The organism is Brevibacillus daliensis (assembly GCF_021245735.1).
GTDB classification, from domain to species: Bacteria; Bacillota; Bacilli; order Brevibacillales; family Brevibacillaceae; genus Brevibacillus_B; species Brevibacillus_B daliensis.
In genome coordinates this window covers 1-16,434 of sequence record NZ_JAJISB010000032.1, presented here as the reverse complement: position 1 = coordinate 16,434, position 16,434 = coordinate 1, and the positions used below count along the sequence as shown (strand labels likewise).

At 38.7% G+C, this 16,434-nt stretch carries 16 protein-coding genes, 5 tRNA genes and 3 pseudogenes; 13 read left to right on the top strand and 11 right to left on the bottom strand.

Going from position 1 to position 16,434, the window contains the following annotated elements; translation table 11 throughout:
- Positions 1-116: 116 nt before the first annotated feature.
- The 5 genes from LM917_RS19290 (at position 117) to LM917_RS19270 (ending at position 5,614) form a co-directional block, all read left to right on the top strand.
- Positions 117-2,174 (top strand): penicillin-binding transpeptidase domain-containing protein, encoded by a 2,058-nt coding sequence (locus tag LM917_RS19290; RefSeq protein WP_232699358.1) that lies wholly within the window; start codon positions 117-119, stop codon positions 2,172-2,174.
- Between the two features lie 28 nt (positions 2,175-2,202).
- A complete protein-coding gene (locus LM917_RS19285; protein ID WP_232699357.1) occupies positions 2,203-4,230 on the top strand; it encodes a peptidoglycan D,D-transpeptidase FtsI family protein in 2,028 nt (675 codons plus the stop codon).
- Positions 4,231-4,327: 97 nt separating this feature from the next.
- A complete protein-coding gene (locus tag LM917_RS19280) occupies positions 4,328-4,900 on the top strand; it encodes a thioredoxin family protein (RefSeq protein ID WP_232699356.1) in 573 nt (190 codons plus the stop codon).
- 114 nt (positions 4,901-5,014) lie between these two features.
- Positions 5,015-5,176 (top strand): YycC family protein, encoded by a 162-nt coding sequence (locus tag LM917_RS19275; protein ID WP_232699355.1) that lies wholly within the window; start codon positions 5,015-5,017, stop codon positions 5,174-5,176.
- 117 nt (positions 5,177-5,293) lie between these two features.
- Positions 5,294-5,614 (top strand): SCP2 sterol-binding domain-containing protein, encoded by a 321-nt coding sequence (locus LM917_RS19270; RefSeq protein WP_232699354.1) that lies wholly within the window; start codon positions 5,294-5,296, stop codon positions 5,612-5,614.
- Positions 5,615-5,917: 303 nt separating this feature from the next.
- Here LM917_RS19270 and LM917_RS19265 read toward each other — a convergent pair whose 3' ends face one another.
- Complete coding sequence (locus tag LM917_RS19265) at positions 5,918-6,436, bottom strand: GrpB family protein (protein ID WP_232699353.1); 519 nt, start codon at positions 6,434-6,436, stop codon at positions 5,918-5,920.
- Positions 6,437-7,315: 879 nt separating this feature from the next.
- Here LM917_RS19265 and LM917_RS19260 point away from each other — a divergent pair.
- The 7 genes from LM917_RS19260 (at position 7,316) to LM917_RS19230 (ending at position 11,169) form a co-directional block, all read left to right on the top strand.
- Positions 7,316-9,271, top strand: a complete 1,956-nt coding sequence (locus LM917_RS19260; RefSeq protein ID WP_232699352.1) for an ABC transporter ATP-binding protein/permease — start codon at positions 7,316-7,318, stop codon at positions 9,269-9,271.
- Between the two features lie 196 nt (positions 9,272-9,467).
- Positions 9,468-10,094 (top strand): TetR/AcrR family transcriptional regulator, encoded by a 627-nt coding sequence (locus tag LM917_RS19255; protein ID WP_232699351.1) that lies wholly within the window; start codon positions 9,468-9,470, stop codon positions 10,092-10,094.
- Between the two features lie 448 nt (positions 10,095-10,542).
- Positions 10,543-10,625 (top strand) — tRNA-Leu (locus tag LM917_RS19250).
- A 20-nt stretch (positions 10,626-10,645) separates the two neighbouring features.
- A tRNA-Thr gene (locus LM917_RS19245) sits at positions 10,646-10,721 on the top strand.
- A gap of 25 nt (positions 10,722-10,746) precedes the next feature.
- Positions 10,747-10,831: transfer RNA gene (locus LM917_RS19240), tRNA-Tyr, on the top strand.
- 5 nt (positions 10,832-10,836) lie between these two features.
- Positions 10,837-10,911 (top strand) — tRNA-Gln (locus LM917_RS19235).
- 176 nt (positions 10,912-11,087) lie between these two features.
- A tRNA-Leu gene (locus tag LM917_RS19230) sits at positions 11,088-11,169 on the top strand.
- A 416-nt stretch (positions 11,170-11,585) separates the two neighbouring features.
- Here LM917_RS19230 and LM917_RS24830 read toward each other — a convergent pair.
- The 7 genes and pseudogenes from LM917_RS24830 to LM917_RS19200 all read right to left on the bottom strand — a co-directional run bounded on the left by LM917_RS24830 (position 11,586) and on the right by LM917_RS19200 (position 14,702).
- Complete coding sequence (locus LM917_RS24830) at positions 11,586-11,909, bottom strand: tyrosine-type recombinase/integrase (RefSeq protein ID WP_373688810.1); 324 nt, start codon at positions 11,907-11,909, stop codon at positions 11,586-11,588.
- Positions 11,873-11,962: pseudogene (locus LM917_RS24825) on the bottom strand (DedA family protein); the annotation flags it as partial. The gene LM917_RS24830 and the pseudogene LM917_RS24825, both read right to left, overlap by 37 nt.
- Positions 11,963-11,976: 14 nt before the next feature.
- Complete coding sequence (locus LM917_RS19220) at positions 11,977-12,468, bottom strand: CDP-alcohol phosphatidyltransferase family protein (protein ID WP_232699350.1); 492 nt, start codon at positions 12,466-12,468, stop codon at positions 11,977-11,979.
- Positions 12,469-12,472: 4 nt separating this feature from the next.
- A pseudogene (locus tag LM917_RS19215) lies at positions 12,473-12,667 on the bottom strand (MFS transporter); the annotation flags it as partial.
- The gene (locus tag LM917_RS19210; RefSeq protein WP_232699437.1) at positions 12,655-13,167 is read right to left on the bottom strand and encodes an alpha/beta hydrolase family protein; all 513 of its coding nucleotides are present in this window, start codon (positions 13,165-13,167) and stop codon (positions 12,655-12,657) included. The pseudogene LM917_RS19215 and the gene LM917_RS19210, both read right to left, overlap by 13 nt.
- A 118-nt stretch (positions 13,168-13,285) precedes the next feature.
- On the bottom strand, positions 13,286-13,915 hold the full coding sequence (locus tag LM917_RS19205) for a GNAT family N-acetyltransferase (protein ID WP_232699349.1): 630 nt from the start codon (positions 13,913-13,915) through the stop codon (positions 13,286-13,288).
- Positions 13,890-14,702, bottom strand: a complete 813-nt coding sequence (locus LM917_RS19200; protein ID WP_232699348.1) for a helix-turn-helix domain-containing protein — start codon at positions 14,700-14,702, stop codon at positions 13,890-13,892. Before LM917_RS19200 ends, LM917_RS19205 begins: the two co-directional genes overlap by 26 nt.
- 317 nt (positions 14,703-15,019) lie before the next feature.
- On the opposite strand from LM917_RS19200, the gene LM917_RS19195 reads away from it, so the two are divergent.
- Positions 15,020-15,214 carry a GrpB family protein gene (locus tag LM917_RS19195; RefSeq protein WP_309241966.1) on the top strand — a complete coding sequence of 65 codons (195 nt, stop codon included), beginning with the start codon at positions 15,020-15,022 and terminating at the stop codon, positions 15,212-15,214.
- 175 nt (positions 15,215-15,389) lie between these two features.
- Here LM917_RS19195 and LM917_RS19190 read toward each other — a convergent pair whose 3' ends face one another.
- The 3 genes and pseudogenes from LM917_RS19190 to LM917_RS24890 form a co-directional block, all read right to left on the bottom strand.
- Positions 15,390-15,677: an amidohydrolase family protein gene (locus LM917_RS19190; RefSeq protein ID WP_444876694.1), complete on the bottom strand. Its 288-nt coding sequence runs from the start codon at positions 15,675-15,677 to the stop codon at positions 15,390-15,392.
- Between the two features lie 303 nt (positions 15,678-15,980).
- Positions 15,981-16,142 carry a CysS/YqeB C-terminal domain-containing protein gene (locus LM917_RS24895; protein WP_444876695.1) on the bottom strand — a complete coding sequence of 54 codons (162 nt, stop codon included), beginning with the start codon at positions 16,140-16,142 and terminating at the stop codon, positions 15,981-15,983.
- Positions 16,143-16,196: 54 nt separating this feature from the next.
- Positions 16,197-16,391: pseudogene (locus LM917_RS24890) on the bottom strand (YqeB family protein); the annotation flags it as partial.
- Positions 16,392-16,434: the final 43 nt, after the last annotated feature.

Below are 16,434 nucleotides of genomic sequence, written 5' to 3'. Positions count from 1 at the left end.
GGTAATGACAGATTGATGTAATACGTATGAGCATTTTATTAGGAAGCTGTCAGCCATCGTCTATATATTCAGAAGGGGTAATCATCTATTCTTTTTTATATAAGGAGTGGATCAGCGTGAGGAAGAATCTGTTGTTCGCATTTTTTGGAATTATCTTAATAACAGGTGGGATTTTTACCTATATCATACTGAGCAAAAATGATCCTCGCTCACTCGAGGAAAAGGCAGATAAACAAGTACAAAGTTATGTAGAGAATTGGAGCCATCAGGATTTTGCACGTATGTATGAACAACTTTCTGTCGAATCCAAAAACGATATAACAAAAGACGAGTTCATCAAACGCTATAAAAATATTTATGAAGGTATAGAGGTAGAGAATCTACATATTCAGGCCAATCTCCATACGAAAAAGACTGAGTTCTTCTCGGATACGAAGAGTGTCCAGATGCCTTATGAGCTACGAATGGATACAAGTGCAGGTCCCATTTCTTTTGTACATAACATGGAGTTGGTCCGTGAACAGCAAAAAGAGAAAGATGATTGGGCAATCAATTGGAGCGTTTCTCTGATTTTCCCAGGAATGTTGGATAAAGATAAGGTAAAAGTACAAACTTTAAACTCAAAACGGGGCGAAATCCTAGATCGGACAGGAAAGGCCTTGGCCACAAGCGGAATCGCCTTTGAGATAGGGATTATCCCAAAAAAATGGGATACCAACTCAGAGAAGCAAAAGCAAGAGACGGCCAGGCTATTACATATCACATCAGAAGAGCTTCATGCAAAGCGAAATGCTAAGTGGGTAAAACCAGAGCTGTTTGTACCTCTGGCGATAAGATCAGAAGGTGATGAAGCACTCTCGCAGCTGGAAGAAATAAACGGGGTTATGCTCCGTAAAAAGGAAGTTCGTCATTATCCCTATCGACAAGCTACTGCTCATCTAGTGGGATACATAGGAAGTATGAATAATGAAGAGTGGGACATGTATCAAAAGAAAGGGTACCATTCTACAGATTTGGTTGGGAAAACAGGAGTAGAACAGGTGTATGAAGAGAAGCTACACGGCACACCAGGCTCACGCATTGTCATAACGGATGAATTAGGAATAGAAAAAGAAGTGTTGGTTGAAAAGCCAGTTCAACTTGGGCAGGATATTACTCTTACCATCGATGGTGACATACAGTTTTCTATTTATGAAGAGTTAAAGGATGATGCGGGCACTGTAACTGCCATTCATCCTATGACTGGAGAAGTTCTTGCGCTGGTCAGCACACCAGCCTATGACCCGAACTTATTCATCCTTGGCTTAACAGCTTCACAATGGAAGGAAATTTCGGAAGATCCAAATACTCCATTACTTAATCGCTTTGCAAATGCATTTGCTCCTGGTTCCACTTTTAAACCCATAACAGCAGCAATTGGGTTAGATGCAGGCTCTCTTGACGCGGAGCAGGAGATGCGAGTGAACGGGCTTTATTGGCAAAAGGATAATTCATGGGGAAATTACTATGTGACACGGGTTCGAAATTCAAAAGGACCAGTAAATTTAGAACAGGCACTGACATACTCAGATAATATTTTCTTTGCTCAGGCAGCCTTACATATGGGAGAAAAGACATTTCTTAACGGAGCGGAGCGATTTGGATTCGGGGAGTCAATTCCCTTTCCTTATCCAATTAAAAAATCAAAAATTAGTAGCAATGAGATGAAAAACGATATTCAGTTGGCAGACTCAGCATACGGACAAGGGGAGGTTACCATGACTCCACTTCATCTGGCATTGGTTTATAGTGCATTTCTTCATGACGGAAATATGCTTACTCCAACCTTAACAATAGATAATACGAAGCCGCAAGAATATTGGAAAGAAAATGTGATGACAAAAGAGACAGCACAACTGTTACAAAAGGATTTGATTCAGGTAATGGAACATCCACAAGGAACAGGGCGTAAAGCAAAACCTGCCGGAATCCGAATGGCAGGTAAAACAGGGACGGCAGAACTGAAGAAACGTAAAGGAGAGAATGGCTTGGAATACGGATGGATGGTGGCTTTTAATGTGGAAGATTCGAGATTATTACTAACAATCATGGTGGAGGATGTAAAAGGCAGAGGTGGAAGCCATTATCTCGATACGAAAGTGAAACGAATTTTTACTCAGGCACTCGTGAAGTAAAAAAGGAAGAAATGAGGGACGAAAGGATTTGGAACATACAGAACAAGAAGATAGGCAAAAAAGCAGGGCTAAGCGAATCCAAATCATGTTTTTGATAACATTCGTCTTGTTTTCCTTGATCATTATCAGACTGGCTGAATTACAGATCAAACAGGGAAGTCAATTTCAGGAGGCACTCTCCAGTCGTTCCCTTAAGCAATCCCCCATTCCAGCTGTACGTGGAGATATTTATGACAAGAATGGCAAAAAATTAGTAACTTCAAAAGCTTCTTTTGCAGCTATGTTTCAAGAAGAAGAGGTAATGACAAAGGATGAAATGATACTCCTAGCTGAAAAAGTTAGCAAGGTGCTTGAAGGTACAACCGAAGAAGAAATCTTAAAGAAGATGGACGTAGGATACATTTGGAATAAAGAAAATCAGATTGTAGAGGTGGGCAGAAATGCACCTACTTATCTGGCTAAGGAGCTTCATTACGACTTAACGACAGAAGAGATTGCTTATTTAGAAGAGAATCAAGAAGAGTTTACAGGCATAGAAGTGGTAATGAAGCCAATTCGAGAATATGACCCAAGACAAATTGCCGTTCAAAGCATAGGATATGTTCGGCCATACAATGTTGCTGAAAATCTGGGAAGCGATTTTTATCTGGAAGCAAAGGATAGTTATCTAGACAATCAATTAGTTGGATTGGATGGAATCGAACGTAGCTATGAGGAGGAGCTTCGTGGTAAGAACGGATACCGCTTGTATGAGGTGGCAGCTGATCAATCTGTTCAACGAGAAGTGGAGATCGTTCAACCACAGCGTGGAAACGATGTGTATCTAACCATAGACGAACGTGTACAGCTGGAAACGCGAGATTTTATCAAAGATTTTCTTCCCCAGCTGAGAAGCAATATCTCTCTGGCAAGAGGGGCAAAAACAGCTTATGTAGTTGCGATTGAAGTAAAGACGGGCAAGGTTGTTACAATGATAAGTTATCCGGAGTACGATCCCAATGTTTGGGTTCACGGTCCAGATCAAGAGACTTATGAACAGATAAAATATTCTGTAACCAATGGAACGATTCGAGAGGCTCCTTATGATGTACGTCCTTTGACAGGTGAAAAAGCAGTGGCAGAAAATGATAAACATCCGAAATCAATCGTTCCTGCTGGTTCTGTGATGAAGCCAATTACCTTATTAATGGGCTTAAATCAGGGAGTAATCACCCCTAACCATAGTTGGCAAGATTCTGGAACCTATTATTATGGCAAGGGAACAGACAAGATTAGTAATGACGGTCATCATAGCTATGGCACCCTGACCCCAGAGAAAGCATTGGCGAAATCTTCTAATACCTATATGGGATTAATAGGGGAGGGCGTAGCAAAAAAACAGGGTAAGAAGGCAGTTTCAATATTACAGGATAATTACCATCAATTTGGTATTGGTGTCCCGACTGAAATAGATTTACCTAATGAGAGTAAGGGAAAAGAAGATTATTTAGTCATGAATGAGCAGTATGGTCCGTTAGCAGCGATAGTTCAGGCATCATTTGGTCAGCAAGTACGTGCTACCACCATGCAATTAGCTCAGTATGTGGCAACCCTTGCTAATGAAGGCAAGCGTTTGAAACCGCAAATGGTGGACAAGATTGTAAATGAAAACGGGAATGTCGTATTTCAATCAGAGCCTGTTGTATTAAATACAATTGAACAACCCAAAGCGTATTGGGACATTCTTAGAAATGGAATGATCAAAGTAACACAACCAGGGGGAACTTCTGTACAAGCATTTAAGGGAATGAGCTATCAAGTTGCAGCTAAAACAGGAACCTCTGAACAAGATATATACATTCCTGTATCAATATCTGATGAGAAGGGTGAAAGTAAAACAGTATGGAGACGTCATGATCGAGTTAATAATGGCGTAGCCATTTCATATGCACCAGCTAACGATCCAGTTTTGGCTGTTGCGGTAGTCGTGCCAGAAGGTGGATATGGGGGACGTTCTGCATCAATTATTAGCCGTGCGGTCTATGATGCTTACGACAAACATGTAGGATTCAAATAAAGTACGAGAATATTACAATCCTCACTTTGCCAAAAGAATGATTGATCTGCTACTCTTACAGGTAAGGAAATCATTTGATAATTCAGGGGGTACATTCATGAGCGAAAATCTTCAGCATAAAAATGGAACTGGAATTAGCATGCAGCAGTTCATGGACACAATGGAGAAAAACAAGGATGCTTTTGAAGATTGGTACCAACGTTTTTCGTTCGAAAATGAAGAAATTGAGCAGGAACTGAAATCCCTTGCAAAAGAGCATCAAGTAAGAACTTTCTTACTGGCAGCAGAATGGTGTGGGGATGTAGTTCTCAACGTTCCGGTACTCTTTAAGGTATTAGAAGATACAGAGATCCCTACTGAAGTACTGGTGATGGAAGATCATCTGGAAACAATGGATCAGTATTTAACCATGGGTGGCAGAGCGATTCCGGTCCTGATTTTTACTAATCCGGCTGGTGATGTTCTAGGTACATGGGGTCCTAGGCCCGCACACGTTCAAGAGATCATGATTGCTTTCAAACTAGCAAATCCGGATCGTGAAGCAGCTGATTACCAAGATAATATTATGGTTGCTCGCAAAGAAATGGTGGCTCGTTATGGTGAGACTACAGATTATCAGCATGTCATTGTTCGCGAATTACGTGATTTGTTAACTTCGTTCGGGAAGTAATGGTGTGCAAGAAATAGGTTAAACTGAAGAGCAAGAAAAGGTAAGGGGCATGAGGACAATATATACTTCTCATGCTTTTTGCTGTAGAATGATATCACTAGTGGAGGAATGAAAATGAGACCATTACAAATCTCTGCTGACACAGCGGTGAAATTAGCGGAAAAATTGGGGATTCCTCTGGAAAGACTCATGCATATGCCACAGCATATTTTGATGGAAAAACTAATGGAATTGTCCAAAGAAGAAGAAGGAAACAAAAGCAATAACGAAGAGTAGTTGTTCATATTCTATTTTCGCACACGTATCTTTCCTTTTCAGTCATAATCAAGGAGATTATTGAATAATCTAACAATTGTCGATATAATCTTTCTATTGTGACGTAGGGGGGAGAACATGGTTAAGCAGGCATTAGAACAACTGGTAGCAAAAATTAATGGCAATCCAGAAGTAATCAAAGGCTGGGATGTTATTTATCAATTTGATATTAGTGGAGAGAACGGTGGAACATTTCAGGCACGTTTTCAGGATGAAAAGGCAGAAATCGTCGAGGGAACACCATTTGAACCACAATGTACGTTACAGCTTTCTGACCAAAACTTCATTAAACTGATTAATAATCAGCTTAATCCAACTACAGCATTTATGACGGGCAAGTTAAAGGTTAAGGGTGATGTATCGCTCGCTCTTAAACTTAAGGGGTTATTTAAAAAATAATGTTCTCAGAATAAAACAAGGGTCATTGCGGATAACGTAATGACCCTTGTTGCTTGTTTTAGAATGTATACACTGTTCATAAAGGTGATGTTCCCGCTTCCCATTGGGCTATAGGGGTAATAGATATGCTGGTATCTAGCGGAATAATTTAAGGATTCCCTGACGGTACATTTCGACCAGACCAAAGAAGGTTTAATCTAAAAAATCAATATTTACTCAATAAAAATAAAATTAGGGTATTCGGAAAATAGTGTGGAAAGAGGGTTAAAAAGATCTAATAAGATCTAATAAGCAAAGATAATATTAACGGATAGTCCAATACCATTTAATAGCGTCTTTTTCAACACTTTTGACAAAATCGTCCTTCCCGTCGCCATATCCATCAATATCATTTGGATACTGTTCCGCAAGTTTGCTCTTCAATTCTCCATACTGTATGCAAACTTTTGGGTGTTCACGAAGGTAATCTCTAAATGCTAAGTGTCTTTCAATTTCTTCTATGCTGTTATATTGAAAGGCGTGAATTTGGTGAGTACGATTATCTCCACCTTTGCGGAAATATCTTCTTCCAGTGATCCCGAATTCCCCCATAACCTCATATCCAATATCTTGAAATTGTTTAGAAAATGAGTCCAATTTATTACTATCATTGACTACAAGTAAAATATCAATGATTGGTTTTGCTTTTAGACCTGGAACCGATGTACTACCAATATGAAAACTATTCACCAATTCTTCTTGAAGGATAGACTTAATAGCCTGTTCTTCTTGTTTATACTCATTGTTCCAATTTTGATCATAATCTACAACTTTTATAATCATTAGACACACCCCATTCTTTGAATTTAATCCCAATTTTGTATCAGCTAATTATTTCGATCCTATTGTTATATAAATAAATTTAAAGGTTGTCAAAGGTATTTATCGATTTTTTGAAAAAATAGACCAGTTCAAAATTGCGAGGATTGGGTTGATTTTCAGAATGTATTTTGTATTTACTCGAAATTAAACGATTTAATTGTCTGTTCACAGAAATCCTCTATAACGTTTTTCCAAACGAAAATCCGAATACCCTAAAATTAATAAAAAGCAATTTACCAATAACATCTTTGAGAAACAGGAACCAACGATTGTCTGTTTTGCTGGTTATCTCTCCGACACTAAGCCAATTAGTTGTACCGACACCTAATAAGAAGTTCATAAAAATAGTAAAATTACAGGCAAAGGAAAATCTATGGTTGAGGATTCCAAGAAAGTCAAAGGGGTGGGAGCTGGTATCATTCAGTCAACTTCATTTACAGCTGTAGGAGATTTGTTATCTTCCTGAAAGAGTTACCGCTTCGAACTTCAAATCAAGTATCTGAAGTGGATAAGAATAAAGAAAGTAAAGAAAGAAACTAGTTCAACAACATCCATTTTGATTGTTATTTGATCGAAATGGATGTTGTTTTTTATATAAATAATAACAATTTGTAAATGAATTAGTTTATTGAAGTTAAAATTTTGGCACGTTTAATTGCCTTATATTAAATAAATCAAATATGACATGTTGTCATATTTTTTGTTGACATATGACATGTTGTCGTATATTATTGGTTTACCCTTCGATATGACACGTTGTCACTTCCGAGCTGAATTGGAGAGGAAATGATTTTCCAAAGGGTATTAGCATAAAATTTAACTTTTTAAGGAGATGAAGTAATGAATTTTTTAGAAGTAAAAAATATCAATAAAGCATATACGATATATAAAAAAGAAAAAACAAAAATACTGCATAATGTAAATCTAAGCTTTAATAAGGGTGAGTTCGTATCCATACTAGGTGAATCAGGGTGTGGAAAATCAACGTTAATGAATATTATCGGTGGAATGGACTCTGATTTTGAAGGGGAAGTTCTTGTAGAAGGAAAGAACTTAAAAGACATGAAGGAATATGAACTTGATGATTATAGAAAAAGCAAAATTGGCTTTGTTTTTCAAAGTTTTAATTTAATCCCCCATCTCAGTGTATTAGAAAACGTAATGATTGTTATGCAAATGGCAAGTAAAAATGAAAAAGAACGAAATGAAAGAGCGAAAGAACTTTTAACTGAAGTCGGTTTAAAAGAACACATGATGAAAAAGCCAAATCAACTTTCTGGGGGACAAAAGCAACGTGTAGCAATCGCTCGTGCATTGGCTAACGAACCAGACATCCTTTTAGCTGACGAACCAACGGGGGCTTTAGATAAAGAAACAAGTCAACAGATACTTGAATTACTTGATAACATTGCCAAAAAAGGCAAGCTAGTAATTACAGTAACTCATTCCCAAAAGGTTGCCGATTCTGGTAGTAGAATTGTGAAAATTGATGACGGGAAAATTATTGAAGACATTAATCTAAAGGATCGTTATAAATCTAATGAAACGGCTCAACAAGTGAAATCTAAAAGTTTAAGCTTAACTTCTTCATTCAAACTTGCTCTTAAGAATATGAAATTGAACGCAAAAAGAAATATATTAGTCGCTTTAGGTGGTTCGATTGGTATATTAAGTGTTATTCTCATGTTGTCTTTAGGTAGCGGCGTAACAAACTATATTAATGATGAAATCAACTCTAGTATGAACCCATTAATGGTTGAAATCACTAAGGGTGAAGAAGATAATGCTGATAATTCTATGCCTATGTTTGGGGCAAAAAAACCTTTTAATGAAGAAGATATTGAACAAATCAAAAATATAGAGCATGTTAATAGAATAGAGAAAGTAACATCTTTTGACATGAAAAGTAGTGCTTCATATGGGGAAAAGCATTCAGATATCTTGCAATTCTCTACAATGACCGATTCAGTTAAAGAGGAAAACCTGGAAGTAGGAAAGATACCAAGTGAAAATGAAGTTCTTTTAACACCAGCATTAGCAAAAGCATTAAGTAGCGAGGAAGACTACAAGTCAATAATTGGTAAAGAGATAACTGTCTATGTGAACGATATAGATAAAGATAATAAACCTGTTACCATTGAAAAGGAATTAACCGTTTCTGGTATTTATAAAGCTGAAAATGTAGGACCACGTGAAATGACTATGGCATATGCACAATATGAAACACTGGAAAGTGCTTATGCAGGTCAAGGATTGACTTTAAACCCAACTCAAATTAATGCTTATGCCGAAGAACAAGAACAGGTAGAAAATATTAAATTAGTATTAGAAGATTATGGATTTTCAGGTTCGCAAATGGTTGCGATGCTTGAACAAGTTACATCATATTTAGATATGGCTACTGTGTTACTTTCAGGAATTGCCGGAATTTCTCTTATTGTTTCGGGGATTATGATTTTAGTCGTTTTATATATTAGTGTAGTTGAGAGAACAAAGGAAATAGGAATATTACGAGCGGTTGGGGCGAGAAAGAAAGATATAAAACGAATTTTCTTCTCAGAGTCAGCTTTACTTGGTTTATTTAGTGGTTTAATAGCTGTGATAGGTGCCATCGCAATTAGTGGTATAGGAAATAGCATCTTATCAAATAGCTTCGGTGCAGAGCTCATCAACCTAACGGGTCAAAATATGCTCTTTGGTATTGCTGTAAGCATGATTGTAAGCATAGTAGCAGGAATTATGCCATCATCAAAAGCTGCGAAATTGGATCCGATGGAATCCCTACGATTTGAATAAAATGTTACGTATATCAATGGTTAAGCACAAATCTAATTTGTGCTTAGCCTAGTACATATTATTATTGAGCATTATTTTGAATCATTACGACATGATGTCATGCTTTTTATTGCAATGTAACATATTGTTATTTATAATGTATTCATGCTTGGATATGACACGATGTCATTATGGATTTGGATGGGAGTGTAAATGAATGCCTAAACAAACCTTCTTTAATTTACCAAAAGATAAAAAAGAAAGTTTGATAAATTCAGCTATGAAAGAATTTTCAAGAGTTCCCTTATTTAAAGCATCAATTTCCAATATTATTAAAGAGGCTGGAATTCCTAGGGGAAGCTTTTATCAATATTTTGAAGATAAAGAAGATTTATTCTTATTCTTATTAGAGGAATACTCAAAACGAAACAACGATAAATTTATTTCGATATTAAAAGAACAAGATGGCGATTTAATTGACGCATTTATTGAATTTTTTAAAATTATACTAAAAAACTTTCAAAACATAGAATATCGCAACTTTTTTAGAAACGCCTTTTTGAATATGAATTATAAGGTAGAGAATTCATTGACTCTAAATGTAAACGAGGACAAAATTAATAATCACTTTTTAGAAACCCTACGTCTAATTAATATCCAAAAATTGAACATAACAGATGAACAAGAAGTATTTCATGTCATGAAAATTATTATGGCTGTGACGTTTCAAAATATTATTCAAGTTTTCGCAAAGGAATTATCCATGGCTGAATCCATAAGAAACTATACGTTAGAAATTAATTTACTTAAAAAAGGGCTTTATAAACAGGAAGGGCATGCATGATATAGCTTTAAAATATAGGTAATCAGTTTATAAAAAAGATGAATCGAAATTTCAAGATTAGTCATAGCCCCGTCAAGTAGACAGCAAATAAAAGAGTAAAATCCTAAGCGGCGATCAATTCCTGGTATTAAATTGGGGAGAGGTCGCCTGTTTTTTTTCTGGAAACGTTCATAGTTGTAGTAGTTGATGTACCCAGTAAAATACAACTACAACTGATGGATCAGCTTCATCGATAAGACTTCAATCGAGGTTTTTTCTTAGTAAATGGATCAAATCTACAGCGATCCATGCTTATCTTCAATCAATTACTAGTCATCATTTCCTTCGCTAATAAACTAGAAAAATACTACACAAAAAAACTTTTACTTTTATTGAAAAAACCTTGATTCCCTATTTTTTATATGCTATATTAAAAAACGTAACTGAGAGAAACGACTATAACACACATGCGGGTGTGGCGGAATTGGCAGACGCACCAGATTTAGGTTCTGGCGGGCGACCGTGGGGGTTCAAGTCCCTCCACCCGCACCATACATAGTTTCATAAGTAGTGCCGGTGTAGCTCAATTGGTAGAGCACCTGACTTGTAATCAGGGGGTTGAGGGTTCAAGTCCTTTCGCCGGCACCATTTTTTTGTATAAAAATGGTTATATGGGGAGATAGTGAAGTGGCTAAACACGGCAGACTGTAAATCTGCTCCCTCCGGGTTCGGCGGTTCGAATCCGTCTCTCCCCACCACTTATTGGGGTATAGCCAAGCGGTAAGGCAACGGACTTTGACTCCGTCACTCCCAGGTTCAAATCCTGGTACCCCAGCCAACTATATATGCCGGTATGGCGGAATTGGCAGACGCGCGCGACTCAAAATCGAGTTCGCAAGTCAAGAATTTAACCGCTAAAGCCTTGGTATGACTGAATTTCTTAGAAATTGTTTCAAAAGTTCTCTCCTGAAGTTCTCTCCTTTTTCTTGAGGGGCTATGGAGGATATAAAATGTGCCGGCGTGGCGGAATGGCAGACGCGAACGACTCAAAATCGTTTCCGAAAGGGTGGAGGTTCGAGTCCTCTCGCCGGTACCAACCTTATAAGCTGATGTTCATTGGGTTAATCCTGATGAACTTTTTTATTTTAAATTTTAGGCGTCCACAAGGGGTAAGGTACGATGACTTGCCTTATTTTTTGTACGGTCTTTCTCAATAGTGATAAGCTTACCGTCCAATGATTCAGTAGTAACCGTGTGATTGATTGTAATGGTCTTATTTTTTAAATCAATGGCTGACCATTTGAGTCCAATAACCTCGTTGCACCGTAATCCATAAAAGGATGTCAAGATAACGGAAAGTTCGATCTTGCTGCCTTTGATGACTTGCAGAAGGTTGTTCATTTCAGAAGTATTATAGGAGCTACCTACAAATTTATCTTTTCTGGGGCGTTGAACTTTGTCAGCAGGATTTGTTGCAATGAGATCAATTTTTACTGCATATTGAAGGGCTTTTCAAATATTAGCATGATAATGGATGACTGTGTTAGCTTTAATTCCTCTTTCCTGTAGCTGATACCGATAAAAATCTTGGATATGTTTTGGAGGTAAATTTTTTAGCGAAATTATCCATTCATTGAAGTAGGGGACTATACGCTGCTTGATTGCATTCGTGTAGGAAATAAAAGTGATGAGCTCAATACTGTGTTTCATCATCTCCAGCCAGTCCAATAAGTAATCAGAAAATAAAAGCTGATCTTCATTGAACTCGGTGGTCTCTGTTGGGACTGCTGACGATTTTACCCTGGAAAGGGAAGAGCAATGAACTCCAACAGTAATCCTATGAACAGGATTGCATACCCATATTGCTCAAATAACGCTTCAATATTCATCGATATCACATCCTTTAATTCCTTTCTCGAATAGGAAAAACAATAAGCAAGCTCAAAAGCAATACGAATAAAGTCGTTAGTAAAATTGAATATTTGGCTATTATTAGGGCATACAGCGCCAAAAGACTTCCGCCTGCAGCAACAGACATTCTTTTGTTCACTTTACTAGGAAATTTCATATTTTTATGTGCTAGTTGAATTGCGCAGGCACTGGCAAATATACCGATACAAACCCAAACCAAAAATGAATTTGGAAGTAGGATAGCCTTATACAGCATCATCCCGGGAACTGTTCCAAATGTAATTAATTGGCTTAGAGAGTGGATACTTTGCGATAAAGCTTCTTCCTTGGTAGGCTTTGGTTTGAACGCATGTAATATAACACCTAAACCAAAACTAATTAAGGACCATGCACGATCTTCCTGAAAAACTGCCAGGATCGAACAGATGCCTGCGATTAAAATACATAAAGAAAAAGTGACAGAGGTCCGCATTTTTTCAACCAACCCTCTACTTATTATTAAGTCCTGTTGATATGGATTCTCTTGCCTTACTTTTCCACATTACCGACATTACAAAAGCGGCAAACAGGACTGCTGCTGCAAAAATATATGGCAAATTAATATTTACATCAAATAAAATTCCGCCTATTGCCGGTCCTATAATAATTCCAAGACTTGTATACATGGAATTCATCCCAGCGACAACTTTTTTTCAATGTCTGCTTCGCTATAACCATGATGTTGCAAATCCATGCGCGTGTTATATTCCCCTTGGCTCAACCAATTAATGGCAGGTCCTACGAGTATATTAAACGAAAGCGGTTCTTTGCCGGCCAGTTTGGGAATCACCCATCCGGCTTGGCTTGCTCCCCACGTTCCTATTTTTGTCGCGTCAATCATCGGCTGTGCTTTTGCCCAGGCGATAGCGTGACGCGCCTCTTCCGCGCGATCATCGATACTTTGATCCAGCCAATTCCCTTCCGAGCCGCCAATTCCCGGCTTGCTCAGCGACAAGGAAGCATAGCCCGCGGCAGCTATCCGTTCCCAGATGTGTCGGTAACCCCCATCGAGAGTCGAATCAACCTCGCCGTCACCATGGATGAACAACACTAATCCCACTTTTTCGGTGTAATTTTTAGGAAGTACAAGTGTACCGGTCAATTTGCCTTGCGGCGTCTGGATTTCAACAGCTTGCTCAACCATGGCAAAGCTGTGTTGCTTCAAAATATAAAGTCCTGCACCGCCAAATAGCAGGACGATGATCATAATGGCAATCGTTATTTTCTTTTTCATCTTATTTCTCCTTGTGTAAAGTGTTCATTTATTTCAATCTCTGGACCATAAAGTGCCATTTCAATTCACTGAATAAAAAATGACGCATTATACTATTTTTTTGTGAATGAGTATGGAATGATAACTTCTCGTACAGATGCTTGGCCCGCGGGTTTTTATCTGAGACGTGCAAGCTTAGTATATTCAGGTTTGGCTCTGTTTGGACAAACTGCTGCGCCCATTCAAATAGCAGTTTTCCGACTCCCTTACTTCGATGATCTGGATGGACAACAACGTCAGCAATATAACATTCCCCAGCTTGCGGTTTATGGTCTAATAAAGAGAACCCGATTAACATTTTAAGAAAGTTCCATATTCCAAAGCTGTTAAAGCTCTTCCACGGAGGAAGATTTTGCTTTTCTTGTTTCATGTTTGATTTTACATACCATTTGATAGACAAAGTTCCTATCACTTCTCCCTCTTGCAGGGCGACCATTCTTTGGTTTGACGCTTCGGTGGGAAAATGGTCGAACAACTTTTCAAAAAAGAGAGCGAGATCGTCATCATTCATGTTCGTAAGGTGTTGGAATTTCCCGCGAAACCCGTGAACGAGTAATCGGCCGACTTGTGGATTGTACTTGGCCTGCATCGGTTCAATCGTTATCCGTGCCGTAGTCATGATCATTCCCTCCTTCGGAAGTCGCAACCGTCTCTATCAAGACTTGGAGCTCGTAATGAAGCTTGTTGTTGCTAAATAGGGATAAATACGATTTCTCAATGAGGATGAGGGGCCCTGAAATGACATAAGACTGTGCAGCAGCATAGTCATAAAACTGTTCTATCAGATGTTCAAGCTCATTTTCTTCATTAATTAGGCTCTGCATGGAAAGGTAATTCCCTCCAGGCAAGGAAAAATCGCCAGGCGCTTGCGTTTCTGTATATAAACTAACGACGTTCGAACCATCGTAGATATAATGAATGTCCGATTCGAACAAGTTTGGAACGCGTTTCGCCTGTTCAGCCAACAGTTTCGCATCAAGCTTCGTACTCGAATCCATTTCAATCCAACATGCAAAATAGGTGGTGTCTCGACGCTTTATTTGATATTGGCGAGATCGAGAGCTAAAGTTCTGTTGTTCATGCAGTACTTTTTTGATGAACTGCTGAAGCTGTTCGAGTCGCAGCAAATCCCCCTCTATTTCCCGTAAGGATCGCTGAAGAAGCTGTCGATTTTGGTCCGCTGAGAAAGAAGTCATGCATTCTTTAATGGAGTGAACAGGCACCCCCAGTTTTCGAAGCAACAGAATATGCGCTAGCTGGTACACTTGCTCGGTGCTGTACATTCGATACTGATTGTTATCTGTGTAAGCGGGCTCAAGGACTCCTTTCTCTTCAAAATACCGAATTTGGTGAACAGAAACGTTCATAAGCTTAGCTAATTCACTAATTATAATTTCACTCTTCATAGCGTTCACTCCTAAGGACAAGCTTGGAATATCTCAACGATACACCTTAGGTCAGGCCTAAGGTCAAGCAATAAAATTATTTATTAAACCAGATTATTTAATTCTCACGATAGGAAAGTGCGGTTGAACGATCACGGTAATAGAGGGTAATATAAGAATTTCGGATTGACACTGTTCCTCAATTTTTGTATATCGATGTAATGCCTTCAACTGATTGCAAAGTGAAAATAAGAAAAGCGAAGAGAGGTGAACCAATGAATATCACAGTAGTAGACCAGTTTTCATATCGGGAGCACTTTTAACCGATTATTGACATTTTGCTCGTAGTCAACGGTATCGGAGAATTGGATGCTTACTCTGCCCAATTTGAAAAACTTGGCTATGAAGTGATGGGTGAATTCGGAATTAAAGGGAGGAGAGACTTCCGTAAAGGCGAAGATGATCGCACTCATCAAATTCATGCTTTCCAGTATGAGAATATTCAAGAAATCGAAAGGCACTTATCGTTCTGAGATTATCTTCGCCAAAGTCCAGAAATGTAAGGAATACGGGGAATTAAAAATTCAGTTAGTTGACCAATATCCAACTGACATCGGTCGGCGAAGAGCCACCGGAGCTCGCCTCCCGTGTTGGTGTGTTTGACGACGTACTGACAGGTCCAGGTGACCTGGCGGTTCAGATCGACCGCTATCCGACCAACGGGGCGATTTTGGGAAACACCCGCAAGACTGTACGATAAAAGACATCCTTATGACAGGATTCGGGAATCAATTCCCGTACGAATTGCAAATAAGGCCCTACTGGGGCAAGCGGCCAGTCGGTGCCGAATAGCATTTTTTCGTATTGGCCGCTGTAAGCCAGCGCTTGGCGCAGATGTGCGAATACGAGCGGAGAATCTTTCAGTCGCGCGCATTCGGCGGCATGGCCGACGATCAGACCGGACAGATAGGCGAATACGTTGCGGTTTTTATACACAACTTCAGCTCGTCCAGCCCGGCGTTGTCCAGCTTGAAGGGATTAATCCCGACAGTAGACGGCTTGCTTCGGAAAAGCTGCCTCTATCATATCGAGCCCCATCGGGGTCAAGGCTTCCCGCCGCTTATTCCTGGAAGAAGTGGTGCGCGAGCTGCACGCGGCCGGTCTGAATACGCTTCCTGGCGGCGGAGCCGAATAAATTTTCCATTAATACTTTATTTCAATGTCAAAAGGGGTATTTCACAAATATTAAACCAAGAAATAGAATGAGGATTGGTATCTATTTAAAATACCTGTTGACTTTTATCGATAATATTGGCTTTTATCTTTTTCTTTTACTGATACTCTTAGTTTCCAAAGTTCTTTAGCCAACTGAAAAGCTTCTTCATCATCTCCTTTTTCAATGGCTATTTTCCTTGCTTTTAATAGAGCATTCGCAGCAGGTGATAGGTCAGGAGAATCCACAACCCATGTTTTAAAATCCTTTTTAAATGGATCCGTATCATTCCAAAGATAATTATGCTTTATAAAGGCGGCACCTACTTTGCTTTTATTAACCTCCTGCTTAAAACGAAATAGTTCTTTCTTATCATCACCTAATAATACCAATTGCTTTTTATCCATAAATACAAGTGAGATATCTTTCTTTCTTAAGATAATTTCATCATCTCTAAGTTTTAATATAACTTTATCATCGTATACAGACGTTTCTAAGCTTTTGGAGTTAGTATAGTTTCATGGACACATCTTGGTTAAG